Here is a 17,555-nt window from a genome sequence, read left to right as displayed (position 1 = left end):
GGACTACGGCTCGTCGTACACCAGCACGATTTTCCCGCGAGGCGCCAGCCACGGCTCGAGAATTCGACGGGCCAGCGCGGGATCGCGATGAAACAGGCCGACGCGGACAGCGAAGATCTTGTCGAACTTGCGGCGGCCGGGATCGAACTGCTCCACGTCGGCGACATGAAATTCGGCCAGGCCCGCGGCGACGTGCTCGTGATTGCGTTGTAGCGCCGCCGCGATCATTTTCTTGGATCGGTCGATCGCGACGAGCTGACCGGAGCGAAGGCGCTCACATACGAAGCTGGCAGCGACACCGTGACCGCAGCCAATTTCGAGGACGCGGTCATCCGCCTGGACGCGCATTCCGTCGACGATGGCTCGCAGGCGGTCACTCATGTCGTTACGTCATTCGCGCGTACCGACGCCCCGGTGCAGCAGCCACACGCAGGCGGCATACAAAACGACGGCGGCAGCGATCATGATCGTGTAAGCGAGCCGCACGTCGACATCCGACACGCCGAGGAAGCCGAAGCGGAACGCGTTCACCATATAAAGGATGGGATTGGCGTGCGAAATGCCCTGGGCCCACTCGGGTAGCAGCTTGATCGTATAGAACACGCCACCCAGGTAAGTGAGCGGCGTCAGTACGAACGTCGGGATGAACGTGATCTGATCGAAGTTCTTGGCGAAGATGGCGTTGATCATGCCGGCCAGCGCGAACACGATCGAGCTGAGCAACACCGCCGAGATCACCACACCGACGTTGTGAATCTGCATGTGCGTGAAGAACAAGGTGATCGCAGTAACGACGCCGCCGACGATGATGCCGCGCGTGATGCCGCCTACCACGTAACCGCCGACGATCAGCCAGCCCGGCAGCGGCGACACCAATAGCTCTTCGATGTGCTTACCGAACTTCGCGCCAAAGAACGAAGACACGACGTTGCCATACGAGTTCGTGATCACCGACATCATGATCAAGCCGGGCGCGATGTACTGAATGTAAGTGTAGCCGCCCATGTCGCCGATGCGGCTGCCAATCAGGCTGCCGAAGATGACAAAGTACAACGTCGCCGTGATTGCCGGCGGGACGATGGTCTGGCCCCAGATGCGGATGATGCGACTGAATTCGCGGATGACGATGGTGTTGAAACCAACGATGTTCGTTTTCAACAGCATCGGTTGTTTCGCCGCAGGCGCGAGTGACGTATCGACAGCTTTATCCATGGGCGGCCTCCTTCTGATTCACCAGCCGCATGAACAGCTCTTCCAGCCGGTTGGTCTTGTTGCGCATCGACAGCACCTCGATGCCGGACGCCGACAGACGTGAGAAAATGTCGTTCAGACTCTGGTCCTTGGAGATCTCGATCTCCAGTGAGTGATCGTCGAGCATGCTGACCGAGTAGCCCGGCAGCACCGGCGCCGCGGCGATGGGATTGCGCAGGTTGAATACGAAAACTTCCGTCTGCAGCTTGCGCAGCACGCGGCTCATGCGGTCGTTCTCGATGATGCGGCCCTTGTCGATGATGGCAACGTGCCGGCACAGGTTCTCCGCTTCCTCGAGATAGTGCGTGGTCAGGATGATGGTGGTACCGGCGGCGTTGATGTCCCGCATGAACGTCCACATCGTGCGGCGCACTTCGATATCCACGCCCGCCGTAGGCTCGTCCAGGATCAGCAGGCGCGGCTCATGCATCAGCGCGCGGGCAATCATCAAGCGCCGCTTCATACCGCCCGACAGGGTGCGCGACACCGCGTTCCGCTTTTCCCACAACTGCAGGGCAGTCAGATATTTCTCCAGGCGCTTGGACGCCTCGTGTCGGGGAATGCCGTAGAAGCCTGCCTGGTTCAGGAGGATCGTGGTGACTGTTTCAAATTGGTTAAAGTTGATCTCCTGGGGCACCAGGCCGATGCAGGACTTGGCGGCCGCCAGCTCCGTGTCGATGTCGTGGCCGAACACCTGAACTTTGCCGCTGGTCTTGTTGACCAATGAGGTAACGATACCGATAGCGGTGGTCTTGCCTGCGCCATTGGGCCCCAGCAAGGCGAAGAAATCCCCTTCCTCCACCGCCAGATCGATACCCTTGAGCGCCTGAACGCCGTTCTTGTAGGTCTTCGTGAGCTGCTGGAAGGTCAGTGCTTGCATGGCGCCTTCGACCGCCGTCCGGGCGGCGATGACATTGATCGGAGTGGGAAAAGTGGCGCGAAGCGTAACGAGCCCGGCCGCCCCCCACAAGGCGCCGCCGGTCACCAATGTCGTGCCTGCGACGAACTGCTCAGGGGCGGTCGTGTCGATCACCCGACAGGGGTCGGATTTTCGCCGTCGCGGAGCGCTTGACGGGACGATTCCAGGGCGCATCATGACGGCCTTGCGTTGACGCAACTCAGCATGTACACGAGCTTTTTTGGCCTGGGCGAGAAGCCCTTCGCGATCACTCCGGACCCGCGTTACCTCTTCATGAGCGAGCGGCATGCGGAGGCGCTCGCGCATCTTTTGTACGGCATCACCGAGGCTGGCGGCTTCATTCAGCTCACCGGCGAGGTCGGCACCGGCAAGACCACGATCGTGCGCTCGCTGCTGGAGCGCATGCCGGGGCATGCCGACGTGGCTGTCATCCTCAATCCCCAGTTAACGCCGGTTGAATTTGTACTGACGATTTGCGAAGAGCTGGGCATCTTCATGCGCGATGAAGACGCCACCAGCATCAAGGATCTGGTCGACCTGCTGAACCGCCGTCTGCTCGAGGCGCATGCCAAGGGCCGCCGCATCGTGGTGATCGTCGATGAAGCGCAGAACCTGATGCCGGCCACGCTCGAGCAGGTGCGCCTGCTCACCAATCTGGAGACCGCTTCGCAGAAGCTGCTGCAGATCATCCTGATCGGCCAGCCCGAGTTGCGTGAAGTGCTGGACCGCGTCGAGCTGCGCCAGCTCGCCCAGCGCATCACCGGTCGTTATCACCTCGCACCGTTGTCACGAAGTGAAACGGCGTCGTATGTGAATCACCGACTCAAGGTCGCCGGCGCCATGGGCGAGATCTTCAGCAGTTCGGCACTGAGCGAAGTGCATCGCCTGAGCGGCGGTATTCCTCGAATCATCAATGTGATTTGCGATCGTGCGCTGCTCGGTGCGTTCACGCAGGAGCAACATCGCATCGGGCCGGGCATGATTCGTGAGGCCGCGAGCGAAGTGTACGGTCGCTCGTTCAGTCCGCCTTGGCTGAAGCTGCTGGTCGGCTCGGCCGGCAGCGTCGCCGTGCTGGGACTGGTACTCGGCATATGGCAACTCACACGAACGACCGATGCTGTCCCGGTTGCTGAAGCCGAGCCAGCAGTCGTTGCAGCAGCGCCAGTACAGCTCGCGCAAGCTGAGCCGGTGGTGCTGCCGCCTCCAGCACCACGGCCGCAAGATGTTGCCGAGGTTCTGGTTCAAAAGGTCGGCATGACGAACACCGAAGGCGCGTTCGGTCAGCTGCTCTCGCTGTGGGGCGCCAAGTTCACTGCGAACGGCGGCCGGCCTTGCGATCAAGCGAAGAAACAGGGACTGGAGTGCGTCTATCAGCAAGGCACTTGGGGCCAGCTGCGTACCCTGAATCGTCCCGCGATCCTGACGCTGATCGACGAGGACAGCAACGCGCATCAGGTGGTGGTGTCTGGCCTGGTGGGCGACACCGCCAAAATCAACTTGCCGGATGAAACGCGGATGGTTTCGATCGCCTCGTTGTCACGGCTGTGGTACGGGGATTATCTCGTGCTGTGGCGGCCACAAGTCAGCGGCTCGGCGCGCGCGATGTCGGCCGGCATGCGAGGAGACGGCGTGCGCTGGCTGCGCACCAAACTGAATACTGTCGCGGGCAAAACGGGCGAAGAACCGACCAGCGATTTCTACGATGAGGACCTGGTGAAAATGGTCGAGGACTTTCAGCGTCAGTATCGCCTGAACGTCGACGGCATCGCCGGCGTGCAGACACAGATCGTACTGGACTCGCTCGGCAGCACGCCTGGCACGCCGGTGCTCGTCACGCAGGCGCGGGGCACGAGCTGATGAGCTTCATTCTCGATGCCCTGAAAAAATCCGAGAACGAGCGGCAACGCCATACCGGCCCATCGCTGGCCGATGTGCGAGTGGTTCGACGCAACGCCGAGCGGCCGTGGTGGGTCGTCGCGGTGGCAGCGCTGCTCGTCGTCAATCTCGGTGTGTTGCTGGTCGTGCTGATTCGCAACGGCAACGCGAAGCCCGCGCAGCCAGTTCAGGCGGCGCCAGCTCCGGCACAGAGCGCGCCTCAACAAAGTTATAACGCTCCGCCGCCGCAGGCTGTGCCTCAGCAAAGTTATAACGGCGCGCCGCCGCCTGCTCCGGCTCAGCAGTACCAGCAGTATCAGCAGCCTCAACAGCAGGCCCAGCAGCTCTATCAACAAACCGTGCCCACCGACCCGTCGGTGCGCTCGCTGGCGGATGAAGCGAGCGGGTATGGCGAGTCTTATCCCTACGCAGACGACCCGGCGAGCTCACACCTGTCCAGCGCGGCCGCTGTGCCCGCGGGTCCGCCGATGGTTCGTCAGATCCAGCCACCGTCCGTTCGACCGCTGCCCTCAGGCGCGGTCTTCGAAGCGCGACAGGCAGCGAATGCGCCAGCTAACAACAGGGGCGCATTGGTCGGCAACGAAACCTTGCCGACGTACGAGGACCTGACGATGAGCGGCACGAATCTTCCGGACATGCATCTGGACATTCACGTGGATTCGCAGAAGCCCAGCGAGCGCTTCGTGTTCGTGAACATGCGCAAGTACCTGGAAGGCGAAACGCTCAAGGAAGGCCCGACGCTGGAGCGCATTACCTCCGATGGCGCGATTCTGAATCAGCGCGGCCTGCGATTCTTGCTGCCACGACAATAACTGCCCGCCCGTGAATCCTCGCAGGCATGCACGACGAACCGACGTGTCATGCCTGCACCAGTTCATGAACTGAACGGCGCCCGTCTCAGCCGCCTGCTCCGCGCCGGCATTCAACGCCTGCTCGCCGATCAGGAGCATCTAAATCGGATCAATGTGTTCCCGGTGGCCGATGGCGACACCGGCACGAACATGGCGCTCACCATGAGCGCCGTGCTCGCGAGCCTGCGCCGGGGCGCAGACGACCACGCCGGCACCACGCTCACTCGCGCTGCCGATGCGGCACTCGATGGCGCTCGTGGCAATTCCGGCGCGATCCTGGCGCAGTTCTTACTTGGCATGGGCGACAGCGCCGCGTCACACGCAGCGCTATCAACCGCACAGTTCGCGACCGCAGTGACGACAGGCGCGATATACGCCCGCGACAGCCTGGCTGAGCCACGCGAAGGCACCGTCCTCACGGTGATCTCCGATTTCGCGACCGAGACCGCCCGCCTCGCCTCCACCGGCCTGCATGACTTTCTCAGCCTCTTCTCACAAGCGCTCAGCAAAGCGCAACTGTCGCTGCAGCGAACTTCAGATCAGCTGGAAGCGCTGCGCGCCGCTCGCGTGGTCGATGCGGGTGCGCAGGGATTCGTCGATCTGCTCGAAGGCATGACCGAGCATTTGCATCACGACGTCGATGCCGAACCCGCCGACGTTGCCGTGATTGCCGCAGACAACGAAATCGCCGCTGGCGAAACTCACGATCTGTCGCATCGGTTCTGCACCGAATGCACGATCAGCGGCACCAACATCGATCGTCGCAAGCTGCGTGAGCAGCTCGCCGCACTCGGCTCATCGCTCGTGCTTGCAGGCACGACGCGAAAATCCAAAGTTCACATTCACGTAAACGATCCTACCGAGGTGTTTCGCATCGCCAGCCTGTTCGGCGCCGTCACCGGGCAAAAGGCTGACGACATGCAACGTCAGCAACGAGCGGCGCACGATCGGCAGCGCCGCGTCGCCGTGCTGACGGATTCCGTCGCCGACATCCCCGAGAACTTGCTCGATGAGCTCGGCATCCATGTGGTGCCGTTACGCATTCAATTTGGCGAACAGAGCTATCTGGACAAGGCGGGCCTGTCGCCCGAGGAGTTCCTGGCTGAGCTGGTCCGCAATCCGAAACATCCCAAGACATCGCAGCCGCCGGCGGGTGATTTTCGACGTCAGTTCGAATTCCTCGCCTCGCACTTCGACGCGGTGGTATCCATCAACGTCGCTAGCAAAGTCAGCGGCACTTACAACGCCGCGCAGTCGGCTGCGGATCGAGTGCGCGCCGCACGCAAGATTGCAGTGCTCGATTCGGGCAATGCATCGATCGGCCAGGGACTGCTCGCAATCTACGCCGCCGAGTTGGCCGCGAAGGGCTTCGATGCAACTCGCATCGTCAGCGACGTTCGCAAGATGATTCCGTTGACTCGCACGTATGCGCTGATCGGCTCGCTCGATTACGCCGTGCGGGGTGGACGCGTGAAGCCGGCGGTGAAATCGATCGCCAATGCCCTGGGCCTTTCGCCCGTGCTGGCCAGTCACCCTGATGGCCGAATCGCGCCCGCAGGTATGTTGTTCGGTCGTAGCAATCGCCGGGCCAAGCTGGTTCGATTCATTGCCCGGCGCATGATCGGCGGCCAGCCCTATCGCGTCGGCATCGGTCATGCGGATGCGGCAACTGAAGCACACGATTTGCTCGCGCAGCTGCGACGCGTGCATCCTCATATAGAGAGCGCCTTCGTGATGCCGGTCGGCAGCACGCTCACGGCGCACGGCGGACCGGGTACGCTGGTCGTGGGAATTCAGCCCGCCGCCTTATCTCTCTAGACGCGCATTTAGTCGTTGACACTGTGTCAACGCAAGGCGCACCATGCCTCCATGTCCTACATCGCCGACCGCCGCCAGGAAGAGAAAGACCGCCGACGCAGCGAAATCGTCGATGCGGCCGAAACTCTTTATCGCGAGCTGGGCTGGGACGCGGTCACCATGGATGCGGTCGCCCGCAAAGCCCGGCTGAGCCGGGCGCTGGTGTATGTGTATTTCAAAGACAAGAGCGAGCTGCTGCTCGCCATCACCGAGCGCGCCATGGAAGTGCTGCGAACCCGCTTCGAGGAGGCCGGTACCCGCGCTCGCATGGGGATCGACCAGATCGAAGCAATGGGCCGGGCGTACATGGCGTATGGCCTCGAATTTCCTCATTATTTTGACGCTTGTGCACGGCTCGAATCGCGTGCGACCGAAGCTTCGGAGCGCGGTTCCACTGAAGACGCCGTGCTGGCAATGGGCCGGCGCGTCCACGAAGTCGTGGTCGCGTCGCTCGAAGCCGGTCAGCGCGATGGCAGCATCCGCGCCGATATCGGCGATCTGAATGTAACTTCCCGAGTGCTCTGGGGTTTCACTCATGGCCTGACCCAGATCGCGATCACCAAGGCGCGCCCGCTGGCGGAGGCCGGCATCAGCGTCACCCAGCTGACCCAACAGGCGATTGCGATGATTCGCTACACATTGGCCGGTAGCGGACCGTCGTTGGCCGGTTAGAGCTGGTTTTTATTTGAGCATTTTTTGACACTTGTCTAACGACTGAACAACTGTGGCAGCCAGCAAGCAACATGTGGAAGGCGGCTACGAAGGGATGGGAGAGCATGCGAGCGCCACGACTCATGGCGATGATCGGCCTGTGCCTGGGCGCGAGCGCCGCTTGGGCACAAGCACCGGCCAGCGGCGGTGATTTCGACACTATCGTCGCGGACTATGTGGCCGAAGGGTTGCGCAGCAACCTGGCCCTGCAAAGCCAGCACCTCGAAGTAGACAAAGCCACCGGCGCACTTGCCGAAGCTCGCGCGCGATTCTTTCCTCAGCTTTCTTTCGAAGCTCGTTACACGCGTGCCGACGGTGGCCGTGTGATCGACCTGCCAATGGGAACGGCGCTCAATCCGGTCTATTCAACCTTGAATGACATGCTGATCGCTCAAGGTCAGCCGGCCCGGTTCCCGCAGATCGCCGATGGCAGGGTTGCTTTCCTGCGCACCGAGGAGCAGGACACGCGAGTGCTGCTGCGTCAGCCTTTGTATGCTCCGGCGATTCCTGCCGCGGTCCGCGCTCAGCGTGCGTTGCTTGATGCAACCAGTTTCAATCGAATGGCCGTTGCCCGCGCACTCCGCCGCGACATCACCGTTGCGTATGTCGATTGGCTCAAAGCGCGCAGCTCGGTCGAGATCGTTGCGTCGAGCGAAGCGCTGCTGCGAGAGAACTTGCGCGTCAATGAATCCTTGTTTAGCAACGGCAAGATCACCGAGGACCTGGTGCTAAGGGCCAAGGCCGAGCTGCTCGATGTCGAACAACAGAAGCGCGAAGCCGAGAATCTGGCCATTCAGGCGCAAAGTTTTTTCAACTTCCTGCTCAATCGGCAACTGCAGTCGTCGATCGAGTCCTCCTCCCCACCAAACAACGCGGGCCCGAATGAAGCCGCGCTCGAACAGCTCTGGTCCATGGCGCTGGATCGCCGGCCGGAGATCGCGCAGGCCGAGCAGTTGCGCCGTGCAAGTGAAGAGCAGGTGCGTATTGCTCGCAAGCAGAAATGGCCGACGTTGTCGCTTGGCTTGGATGCAGGCACGCAAGGTGAGGACTACCGTTTTGGCGACGGTTATAACTTTGGCACGGCATCGCTGATTTTCACGTGGCGCATCTTCGACGGTGGCGGCGACACAGCTCGTGTTCATCAGGCACGCGCCAGCGAGAAGCAGCTGGTGTTGCAACAGGAAGAAATCGCGCAGCAGATCCGGCTCGAAGTGCAGCAGTCTTACGATCGACTCTCCACTGCGCGAGATTCGCTGGCAACGGCCGCGGCTCGCGCGGATGCGGCTCGCGCAGGGTTCCGCATCGCCAGCCGCAAACGCGACGAAGGCGTGATCAGCCAGGTCGAATTCATCGATGCTCGCAGCGCCCTCACCAGCGCCGAGCTGAATCACAACCTCACCCGCTTCAACGTGCTCGCGCGCCGCGCCGAGCTCGAATATGCGACTTCGACGGGAGAGATCCCGCTCGACCCAGGAGTCTGATCATGCCGCGCCTGTTCAGTGTTCTACCTCCCCTGCTGCTGTCAGCCAGCCTGCTGGCCATCGCTGGTTGTAACAGCGGTGCGACCGATCAGCCCACCGTCGAGCTTGCACGCGTGCGCACGGCAGCAGCGGTCGTCGGCCCAGCGGCGCCATCCATTCGCACGAATGGGTTGCTCGCCAATGAAGACGAGGTCCGCCTGTCATTCAAGGTCGGCGGCGTGATTCGCCGCTTGTCGGTGAACGAAGGCGAGCAAGTGCGCAAAGGTCAGAAGCTTGCAGAAATCGAGCAAGCGGAAATCGACGCTCAGGTCGAGCAGGCAGCACAGGCTCACGAAAAAGCGCGTCGTGATCTCGAGCGCGGCGAACGTCTGTACGCTGACAAAGTCATCAGCCTGGAGCAGTTGCAAGACTTGCGCACGCAGCTCGCCGTGAACGTAGCGGCGCTGAACTCGGCAAAGTACAACTGGAGTTACGCCGCGATCGTCGCCCCTCACGACGGCACGGTACTGCGCCGTCTCGCTGAAGAACGCGAGCTGGTGCAGGCCGGCAGCCCCATCCTCGTGCTCGGCTCGAAGGGGAAAGGTTTCGTCGTGCACACGGGGCTCGCCGATCGTGAGATCGTGCAAGTGAAGCTCGGCGACGAAGCCCAGATCCGCCTCGACGCCGTGCCCGGCAAGACGTTGACCGGCAAAGTCACAGAAGTATCCGGCGCTTCGGACGCGAGCAGCGGCATGTTCCGCATCAAAGTTGCGGTGGACCCGACTGATCTGTCGCTGAAGAGCGGCCTGGTCGCCAAGCTCACCATCGTTCCGTCGACCGCCAAAGCCGGCGAGCGCATCTACGTTCCCATCGGCGCCATCGTCGAAGGCAACGGGCGCACTGCGCGAGTCTTCGTACTCGATCAGCAGCACGCGCGTCAGCGTGACATCGAAGTCGCGTTCCTCGAAGGCGATACCGTCGCACTCAACACGGGGCTGCAGGCCGGCGAGCTGGTCATCACCGACGGCGCCCAATATCTGGAAGACGGCGAGGAAGTGGTGCTCGCCGAACCCCTGACTGCGAACCGGGAGTAGCGCATGAGCTTCCTGGAATTTCCCATCAAGCGCTACCAGTTCACGCTGGTCGCGTTCGCCATGCTGGTGGCGCTCGGCATCTCGTCGTTCTTGAGCATTCCGCGCCAGGAAGACCCGTACTTCCCGATTCCGATCTATCAGATCGTCGTCGCGTACCCGGGCGCCGAGCCGCGCGATGTCGAGCGTCTGGTGGTCAAACCCATCGAGGATCGGATCAACGAGCTGGACGATATCAAGAAGATCGAATCGTTCAGCAACGACGGCCTGGCCATGATGGTCGTCGAGTTCTACAGCACTGCCGATGCCGAAAAGAAATACGACGAGGTGGTGCGCGAGATCAACGCGCTGCGGCCGTCGTTACCGACGGAGATCGCACGGCTCGAGATCAAAAAGAGCAATCCCGGCCTGGTGAACATCGTGCAGTTCGCGCTGGTGTCGCCGGACGCGCCGTATCGAGAGCTCGAAGATCAGGCGCGCGATCTGAAGGATATGCTCAAGGCGGTCGACGGCGTGCGCACGTCCGAAACGTGGGCGTATCCCGCTCGCGAGCTGCGCGTAGCGCTCGATCTGCCTCGCATGGCCGAGCTGAGGCTCGCGCCGAGCAGAGTGATCGAAGCTTTGCAGAGCGAGAACACGACGGTACCCGGTGGTGCCATCGATGTCGGCAGCCGCAGCTTCAGTCTCAAAACCTCGGGCAGCTACGAATCCTTGGATGAAGTGCGCGACACAGTCGTCGCAGCCGTCGACGGCCGTACCGTGCGCATTCGTGACGTCGCCGAAGTGCAATGGGACACGCAGGAGCACACCTACATCGGCCGCTTCAACGGCCAGCGCGCCGTGTTCGTCACGGCGAATCAGAAGGACGGCTACAACATCTTTGAAGTCCGCGAGCGCATTCTCGAAGCCGCCAAGAAATTCGAGCAGCAGCTGCCCAAGCGCATCAAGCTGGAACTGGGCTTCGATCAATCGCAGAACGTTGCGACCCGGTTGAATCGGCTCACGACCGACTTCGCAATCGCCATTGGCCTGGTCGCGATCACGCTGCTGCCACTTGGCCTGCGTGCGGCGAGCATCGTGATGATCTCGATCCCGCTGTCGCTCGCCATTGGCGTTTCGACGCTGCACATGGTGGGCTACTCGTTGAATCAAATCTCGATCGCGGGCTTCGTCGTCGCGCTGGGCCTGCTCGTGGACGATTCGATCGTCGTGGTCGAAAACATTGCACGCTTCCTGCGCGAAGGTCACTCCCGCACGCAAGCGGCGATCCTGGCGACACGACAGATCTTCCTGGCAATTCTGGGCTGCACGGCCACGATCATCTTCGCGTTCCTGCCGTTGATGATGTTGTCCGGCCCATCCGGCAAGTTCATCCGTGTGCTGCCGACGGCCGTGCTCTCGACGGTGCTGGCTTCGTTGCTGATCGCGCTAACCATCATTCCGTTCCTCGCCAGCCGCATTCTCAGCAAGAACGAGAATCCCGAAGGCAATCGGTTGTTGCAGTCGGTGCAGCGAGGCATTCATCGTTTCTATCAGCCGCTGCTGCACCGGGCATTGGCCAAGCCGCGTTTGACCGTGTGGGGCTCGCTGGCTGCGTGCTTCGTTATCATGATTGGCGTGGGCGGCATCATCGGTTTCAGCCTGTTCCCGAAAGCGGACACGCCCAACTTCATCATCTCCGTCGAGACGCCTGGCGGCAGCAGCCTGGCCGAGACGGATCGTGCGCTGAAGTTTGTCGAAGCGCGTTTGTCCGCGATGCCGGAGGTGGCGTCGTACTTCACCAATCTCGGTCACGGCAACCCGAAGATCTACTACAACGAGTTCGGCAACGAGGGCGCCACCAACTACGGCGACATCTTCGTCAAGCTCAAGGAATATGACACGAGCGACACGCCGAAGAAGCTGGAACAACTGCGTCGCGAGCTGAAGCGGTATCCGAACGCGCACATCTATGTGAAGGAGTTCCAGAACGGTCCGCCGATCACGGCACCGATCGCGATTCGCGTCATTGGCTCGGAACTGGACGAGCTGGATCGCCTCGCGGCGCGGGTCGAGCAGCTGATCAAGGAAACGCCGGGCACCCGCGATGTCGAGAATCCCGTGCGCATCAAGCGAACCAACCTGCAGCTCAAGATCGATTCGCAAAAGGCGGCGCTGTTCGGCGTGCCGGCCCTCGAGTTCGATCGCGCTGTGCGGCTGGCAGTCGCGGGCATTCCGGCGAGCCGTTACAAAGAAACGGACGGTGAGCAGTACGACATCATGGTGCGCACGCCGATCACCGAACGCGCCAGCATCCATGCGCTCGATCAAGTGCGTGTGACGACGCTGAGCGGCGCCACTTTGCCATTGAGCCAACTCGCCGAACTGCAGTTCATCGCAGTTCATCGCCGCACCCACACAGATCGATCGATACAACCGTGCGCGCGCGGTCACGATCAATGCTGAAGTCCAGAATGGCTACAACACGGATCGCGTGACCACCGAGGTGCTGCGTCGACTCGATGAGATGCAGTGGCCGCGCGGCTATTCCTATGTGCCTGGCGGCGAACTGGAGAGTCGTGCCGAAAGTTTCGGTGGATTGCAGGCAGCGACGATCGTTGCATTGCTCGGCATCGTCGCAGTGCTGGTGCTGGAGTTCGGCAGCTTCAAGAGCACGCTGATCGTGCTGAGCGTCGTGCCGTTCGGCATTGCCGGCGGCATCCTTGCGCTGGGGCTCGCGGGTTACAGTATTTCATTCACCGCGACCATCGGCTTCATCGCGCTCATCGGCATCGAGACCAAGAACTCGATCTTGCTGGTCGACTTCACGAATCAGCTCAGAGCGGAAGGCATGTCGCTGGATGAAGCCATCGAGCGCGCCGGCGAGATTCGCTTCCTGCCGATTCTGTTGACCAGCGCGACCGCCATCGGCGGCCTGTTGCCTCTGGCGCTGCAGAATGCCGGCATGTACTCGCCACTTGCGTGGGTCATCATCGGCGGCTTGATCTCATCGACGCTGATCGCACGCATCGTCACACCGGTGATGTACAAGCTCATCCCGCCGACCATCGAAGTGACGAAATCGGCAGCCGCACCTGCAATTTTGCAGCAGGCGCCGGCACACATCTCGCCGGCCACGCCTTAAACGATTTCCTCGGACCCCCACTCGCTCTCCGTCGCACGACGGAGAGCGCTTTTTTATGTCGTTCGGCGACTTTGCAGTAAAGTGCCTGGGTCCTGATCAGGAGCCATGATGAAGTTCGAAACCCTGTCGGTCCATGCCGGACGAGATGTCGAGCCCGCCACCGGCGCCGTCGCCCCATCGATTCAGATGAGCACGACCTACGAGCGCGACATCGATGGCGAATTCTCCCGCGGTTTCTCCTATAGCCGCGCGGACAATCCGGGTCGCCGGCCGCTGGAGCAATGCATCGCCGCACTCGAAGGCGGCGCAGATGCCACCGCTTACGGTTCAGGCTCGGCTGCTTCAATGGCGGTCTTCAGTCTGTTGCGACCGGGCGAGCACGTCATCGCACCCATCGAGTCCTACCATGGCACGGCCAAACAACTGCGCGACGTTTTCGCGCCCATGGGGGTCACGCATACGTTCGTCGACATGACTCGCGTCGACGCTGTTCGCGAAGCGCTCCGTAAAGAGACACGCCTGGTGTGGATCGAGACCCCGTCGAATCCGATGCTCAACCTCAGCGACATCGAGGCCATCGCTGAGCTGGCGCATGGCCAGGGTGCCCTGGTCTGTTGTGACAACACCTTCGCAACGCCAGTGTGGCAACGCCCACTCGAGCTCGGCGCCGATCTGGTCATGCATTCGAGCACCAAATACTTCGGTGGCCACAGCGACGTCATGGGCGGCGCCGTCGTCACGCGCGATCGCGGCGGCCTCGCCGATAAGCTGCGCGACTATCAGCAGACCGTCGGCAGCGTGCCGTCACCCTTCGATTGCTGGCTAATCCGTCGCAGCCTCACCACCTTGTCGTGCCGCGTGCGCGCGCAGACTCACAACGCGAGCCGGCTTGCTGGTTTCCTGCACAGTCACAAGAAGGTCGAGCGTGTGTTCTATCCGGGATTGGAAACCCATCCCGGCCATGCAATCGCACAACGTCAGATGAAGGGCGGCTTCGGCGCCATGCTTTCCTTCTGCGTCCGCGGCGGCCGCGACGAGGCGTTCGCTGTTGCTGCAAAGATGAAATTGTTTACTCGCGCGACCAGCCTCGGCGGCGTGGAATCGCTGGTCGAGCACCGCGCGTCGATCGAAGGCCCGCACTCGGTCACGCCGCAGAGTCTGCTGCGACTGTCGGTGGGACTGGAGAGCGCGGAGGATCTGATCGCGGATCTGGATCAGGCGTTGGGCTAGGAGATTATTTCTCCAGCGGGCGCTTCTGCGCTTCCCACGCCTTCATGTCGCCGTCCAGATGGAGCAGCTTGGTGAAGCCGTTTTCGCGCAGACGTTCAGCGCCTTGCTCTGCGCGGACACCGATGGCGCAGTAGACGACGATGTCCTTGTCGGCGGCGTCCGCGACTTCGGAGATACGCGAAGGCAGGTGCGTGTAAGGAATGTTGATGGCGCCCGGAACGTGGCCAGCGGCGAACTCTTCCGGTGTGCGCACGTCGAGGATTAGCAGCGAGGCGTCCTTCTTCTCGATGCGCTTCAGCAGCGACGCTTGATCGATTCTCGGAGTGTCAGCTGCATGAGAGACCGCGGCGAAGGAGAACGCCGCGGCCGCCAGCAAAGAGCGCGCGAATGAGCGCATCAGTGCTTACCCGGCTCCAGCTTCACACCACGACGCTCCCAGGTCGCGTAAGTGATCAACGCGATCATCTTCGGATCGTCGGCGGCCAACTGATTGCCTTCCAGCGGATTGCGGATGCACCAGTTCACCATCTCCCAGAAGTTCGCGACCTTGCCGAGCTGCTTCTGGAACTTGGGATAGGTCTCCGGATGCGTGTTGGCGGCGTTCGGGTGGCACTGCGCGCACACCACGCCGTTCGTGCCGAGCTTGGCGTCGGTCCACAGTCCGCGGCCTTGCTTCACCACGCCGTCGAACTGCGCCTGCCAGCGAGCCAGATCTTCCTGGGTGAACTCATCGGCACTGGCCACCCCGGTGGCACCCAGAGCCAGCGCGGCACAAGCGATGATGGAAGCAATTTTCATGTTGGTAACCTTTGGCGTCGGAAGCTGTAGCGCTGTCTCAATAATGCACTTGGGGTGCGATGCGCTTGTCTTCATCCTGATAGGTCTTGTCCTTGGGATGCCCAGCCTGCGGATCGAACGCCACGGTTCGCGTGGAGTTGTTGTAGAGATTGAACGTCGCACTGGCGCGGCCGCTGTTCACATCGATGAACTGCCAGCCGGTGGCATCGCGCTCGAAGAACGGATCGGCGCGATTCATCTGCACCGTCAGCTTCGGCAGCAGTTGCTGAGCCCGCGCGTAGCTTTGCGGATATGGCCAGGGCCACGCGGTCGCCATCGCGGACGTGAATGCAATGTTGCCGATCTGGTTGTACTGGATCTGGTGCACGTGCCCGTAGAACACCGTGACCTTGTCGAATGGCGCGAGCAGCGCCTGCACTTGCTCCGCGTCCTCGGTCCAGAAATTCCAGCCCTTGTATATCTTCTGCAGTGGCGAGTGCGAGAACACCACGATCGGCGTGTCCTTCTTCACTTTCGCCAGATCTTTCTTCAACCAGTCGCGCTGCTTGTCGCCGACCATGAACGGCGAGCCGTTCGGATTGTCCAGACCGGCCATCTCGGCCATGCGCTGCTCGGCACTGGGCCAGCGGTTGAAGGTCCAGTCGTCGTAGGTGAGGATGCTGTTCAACACCACGAAGTGCACGCCCTTGTGGTTGAAGCTGTAGTACTGCTTGCCGAACAGCTTGGACCAGTATTCACCGAGGTCGAGGTAGTAGTCGTGCTCGCCCATCACGTGATAGACCTTGCCGTTCAACTTCGACAGGATCTCCGCGCCATGATCGAGCTCGGGCTTGTTGCCCATCTGGGCCAGGTCGCCGCCGTACATGATGAAGTCCGGCTTGGGCGTGAGCAGATTGGTTTCGGCGACCGCGCGAATCAGACCGCGGTCCCAGTTGCGCACGAACTGCGTGCCTTTGATCTGCTGAATGTGCGAGTCCGAGATGTACGCGAAGGTGAAATTGTCGCTCGGCTTCGCGAACGCCAGCTCCACCATGGTCAGCGGCAGCGCCGCGGCGCCGACGCTCATCGTCGAGGTTTTGATGAAACTGCGGCGATCGTATTTGATGTCCATGTTACATCCCCTCTCCGCCGCTGGCTGAGTTGCTAGCGGGGGTCACCGGACTGGCGTTAGCCACGGTGGTCTTCACATTGCAGGAAACGGGATTCGCCGAAGCGGCCTTCTGCGCGGCGAATTGCGGGCTGGTCAACGATTCCATGAATGCGACCAGATCGGACATCTCTTCCTCGGTGAGATTGAGCGGACGAATGCCGCCGCTCAGGAAGTCGTTCACCGGATCGTTCGGATTGGTGATGCCGCCGTTGTTGTAGTGCTCGACCACGTCGCGCAGTGTCGCCAAGCTGCCGTCGTGCATGAACGGCGCGGTCACCGCGACGTTACGCAAGGTCGAAGTCTTGAACGCACCGATCTCATCGAGCGTCTCGGTCACAGCGAAGCGACCCAGCTCGGATACCTTCGGATTCGTGAGCACCGCTTTATCGACATCCGTGCCCGCGCTCTTCGCGGTCAGGAATGCCGGCGCGAACTGCGGGATTTCCTTCTGAATGCGATTCACGCCAACGCCGATGTTGTGGAAACGGTTGTCGGTGAACAACGCGTAATCCTGCTCGATCGTATGGCACGAGACGCAGCGACCCTTGGTGAGGAACACGTTGAAGCCGCGCTTCGCCTGCTCGCTCACGGCGGTTTGGTCGCCGCCGAAATGCCAACGATCGAACGGCGAATCGCCGGCGACGATGGTGCGCTCGAAGCTGGCAATGGCCTGCTGTACTTCCTTCATCGTGACCTGCTCGCCTTGCTTGTCGAAGACTTTCTTGAAGCGCGCCACGTAGTCGGGATCGGTACGCACGATCTGCAGCACCGGGTCATGATTCAGCAGGCCCATCTCCACCGGATTGATGATGGGATGCTGCGCCTGATCTTCCATGTCGAGCGAACGGCCGTCCCAGAAGAACAGCTTGAAGTACGCGGAATTGATCACTGTCGGCGCGTTGCGCGTGCCGGTGAGTTTGTTGATGCCTTCCGACGTGACCAGCGGACTATCGGTGAAGGCCTTCTGTGGATCGTGACAATGTGCGCAGCTCACCTCGCCGGTGCTGCTGAAACGCTTGTCGTTGAAGAGCTTGTCGCCGAGCGCGATCTTCTCGGGCGTTTGCGGGTTGTCCGCTGGGACGGGCACCGGCGGCAAACCCAGTGGCTGGGCCAGCGCAGTCCCCATCATGAAGAGGCCAGACAAAATACTGGCGCACGTCGCCACGCGCACGGTATGGATCGGCGGTCCCATGCTGCTCTCCCCTGCTCGGGCGGGA

The 17,555-nt window shown here is 61.6% G+C and carries 16 protein-coding genes; 9 read left to right on the top strand and 7 right to left on the bottom strand.

Annotated features, from left to right (window positions below; all coding sequences use genetic code 11):
* Positions 1 to 3: 3 nt before the first annotated feature.
* The 3 genes from D0550_RS03035 to D0550_RS03025 are packed head-to-tail and all read right to left on the bottom strand — an operon-like array spanning position 4 to position 2,131.
* Positions 4 to 381: an SAM-dependent methyltransferase gene (locus tag D0550_RS03035; RefSeq protein ID WP_116807619.1), complete on the bottom strand. Its 378-nt coding sequence runs from the start codon at positions 379 to 381 to the stop codon at positions 4 to 6.
* Positions 382 to 390: 9 nt separating this feature from the next.
* Positions 391 to 1,164, bottom strand: a complete 774-nt coding sequence (locus tag D0550_RS03030) for an ABC transporter permease (RefSeq protein WP_116807754.1) — start codon at positions 1,162 to 1,164, stop codon at positions 391 to 393.
* Between the two features lie 40 nt (positions 1,165 to 1,204).
* Entirely contained in the window at positions 1,205 to 2,131 is a 927-nt protein-coding gene (locus D0550_RS03025) for an ABC transporter ATP-binding protein (RefSeq protein WP_116807753.1), read from the bottom strand.
* Positions 2,132 to 2,443: 312 nt separating this feature from the next.
* Here D0550_RS03025 and D0550_RS03020 point away from each other — a divergent pair, with 312 nt between their 5' ends.
* The 9 genes from D0550_RS03020 to D0550_RS02985 all read left to right on the top strand — a co-directional run bounded on the left by D0550_RS03020 (position 2,444) and on the right by D0550_RS02985 (position 14,390).
* A complete protein-coding gene (locus tag D0550_RS03020; RefSeq protein WP_161965612.1) occupies positions 2,444 to 4,027 on the top strand; it encodes an ExeA family protein in 1,584 nt (527 codons plus the stop codon).
* A complete protein-coding gene (locus tag D0550_RS03015) occupies positions 4,027 to 4,878 on the top strand; it encodes a general secretion pathway protein GspB (RefSeq protein WP_116807617.1) in 852 nt (283 codons plus the stop codon). Before D0550_RS03020 ends, D0550_RS03015 begins: the two co-directional genes overlap by 1 nt.
* A gap of 48 nt (positions 4,879 to 4,926) precedes the next feature.
* Entirely contained in the window at positions 4,927 to 6,735 is a 1,809-nt protein-coding gene (locus D0550_RS03010) for a DAK2 domain-containing protein (protein WP_116807616.1), read from the top strand.
* A 51-nt stretch (positions 6,736 to 6,786) separates the two neighbouring features.
* Positions 6,787 to 7,446, top strand: coding sequence for a TetR/AcrR family transcriptional regulator (locus D0550_RS03005; RefSeq protein WP_116807615.1), 660 nt, complete (start codon positions 6,787 to 6,789; stop codon positions 7,444 to 7,446).
* Between the two features lie 104 nt (positions 7,447 to 7,550).
* Positions 7,551 to 8,966, top strand: coding sequence for a TolC family protein (locus D0550_RS03000; RefSeq protein WP_161965611.1), 1,416 nt, complete (start codon positions 7,551 to 7,553; stop codon positions 8,964 to 8,966).
* A 2-nt stretch (positions 8,967 to 8,968) separates the two neighbouring features.
* Positions 8,969 to 10,039, top strand: coding sequence for an efflux RND transporter periplasmic adaptor subunit (locus D0550_RS02995; protein WP_116807613.1), 1,071 nt, complete (start codon positions 8,969 to 8,971; stop codon positions 10,037 to 10,039).
* A 3-nt stretch (positions 10,040 to 10,042) separates the two neighbouring features.
* Positions 10,043 to 12,481 (top strand): efflux RND transporter permease subunit, encoded by a 2,439-nt coding sequence (locus D0550_RS02990; protein WP_206606062.1) that lies wholly within the window; start codon positions 10,043 to 10,045, stop codon positions 12,479 to 12,481.
* Positions 12,420 to 13,160 carry an efflux RND transporter permease subunit gene (locus tag D0550_RS36305; protein WP_206606069.1) on the top strand — a complete coding sequence of 247 codons (741 nt, stop codon included), beginning with the start codon at positions 12,420 to 12,422 and terminating at the stop codon, positions 13,158 to 13,160. The genes D0550_RS02990 and D0550_RS36305 overlap by 62 nt, the downstream gene beginning before the upstream one ends.
* Positions 13,161 to 13,268: 108 nt before the next feature.
* On the top strand, positions 13,269 to 14,390 hold the full coding sequence (locus D0550_RS02985) for a trans-sulfuration enzyme family protein (protein WP_116807752.1): 1,122 nt from the start codon (positions 13,269 to 13,271) through the stop codon (positions 14,388 to 14,390).
* A gap of 4 nt (positions 14,391 to 14,394) precedes the next feature.
* Here the strand turns inward: D0550_RS02985 and D0550_RS02980 are convergent, their stop codons facing one another.
* The 4 genes from D0550_RS02980 to D0550_RS02965 are packed head-to-tail and all read right to left on the bottom strand — an operon-like array spanning position 14,395 to position 17,467.
* Entirely contained in the window at positions 14,395 to 14,787 is a 393-nt protein-coding gene (locus D0550_RS02980; protein WP_116807612.1) for a rhodanese-like domain-containing protein, read from the bottom strand.
* The gene (locus tag D0550_RS02975; RefSeq protein ID WP_116807611.1) at positions 14,787 to 15,188 is read right to left on the bottom strand and encodes a c-type cytochrome; all 402 of its coding nucleotides are present in this window, start codon (positions 15,186 to 15,188) and stop codon (positions 14,787 to 14,789) included. The genes D0550_RS02980 and D0550_RS02975 overlap by 1 nt, the downstream gene beginning before the upstream one ends.
* Positions 15,189 to 15,225: 37 nt before the next feature.
* On the bottom strand, positions 15,226 to 16,299 hold the full coding sequence (locus D0550_RS02970; RefSeq protein WP_116807610.1) for a metallophosphoesterase family protein: 1,074 nt from the start codon (positions 16,297 to 16,299) through the stop codon (positions 15,226 to 15,228).
* Between the two features lies 1 nt (position 16,300).
* A complete protein-coding gene (locus D0550_RS02965; RefSeq protein ID WP_414717263.1) occupies positions 16,301 to 17,467 on the bottom strand; it encodes a cytochrome-c peroxidase in 1,167 nt (388 codons plus the stop codon).
* Positions 17,468 to 17,555: the final 88 nt, after the last annotated feature.

It is taken from the genome of Steroidobacter cummioxidans (genome assembly GCF_003104955.1).
The sequence above is the reverse complement of the archived record's forward strand: the minus strand, read 5'-3'. Positions and strand labels throughout refer to the sequence as shown.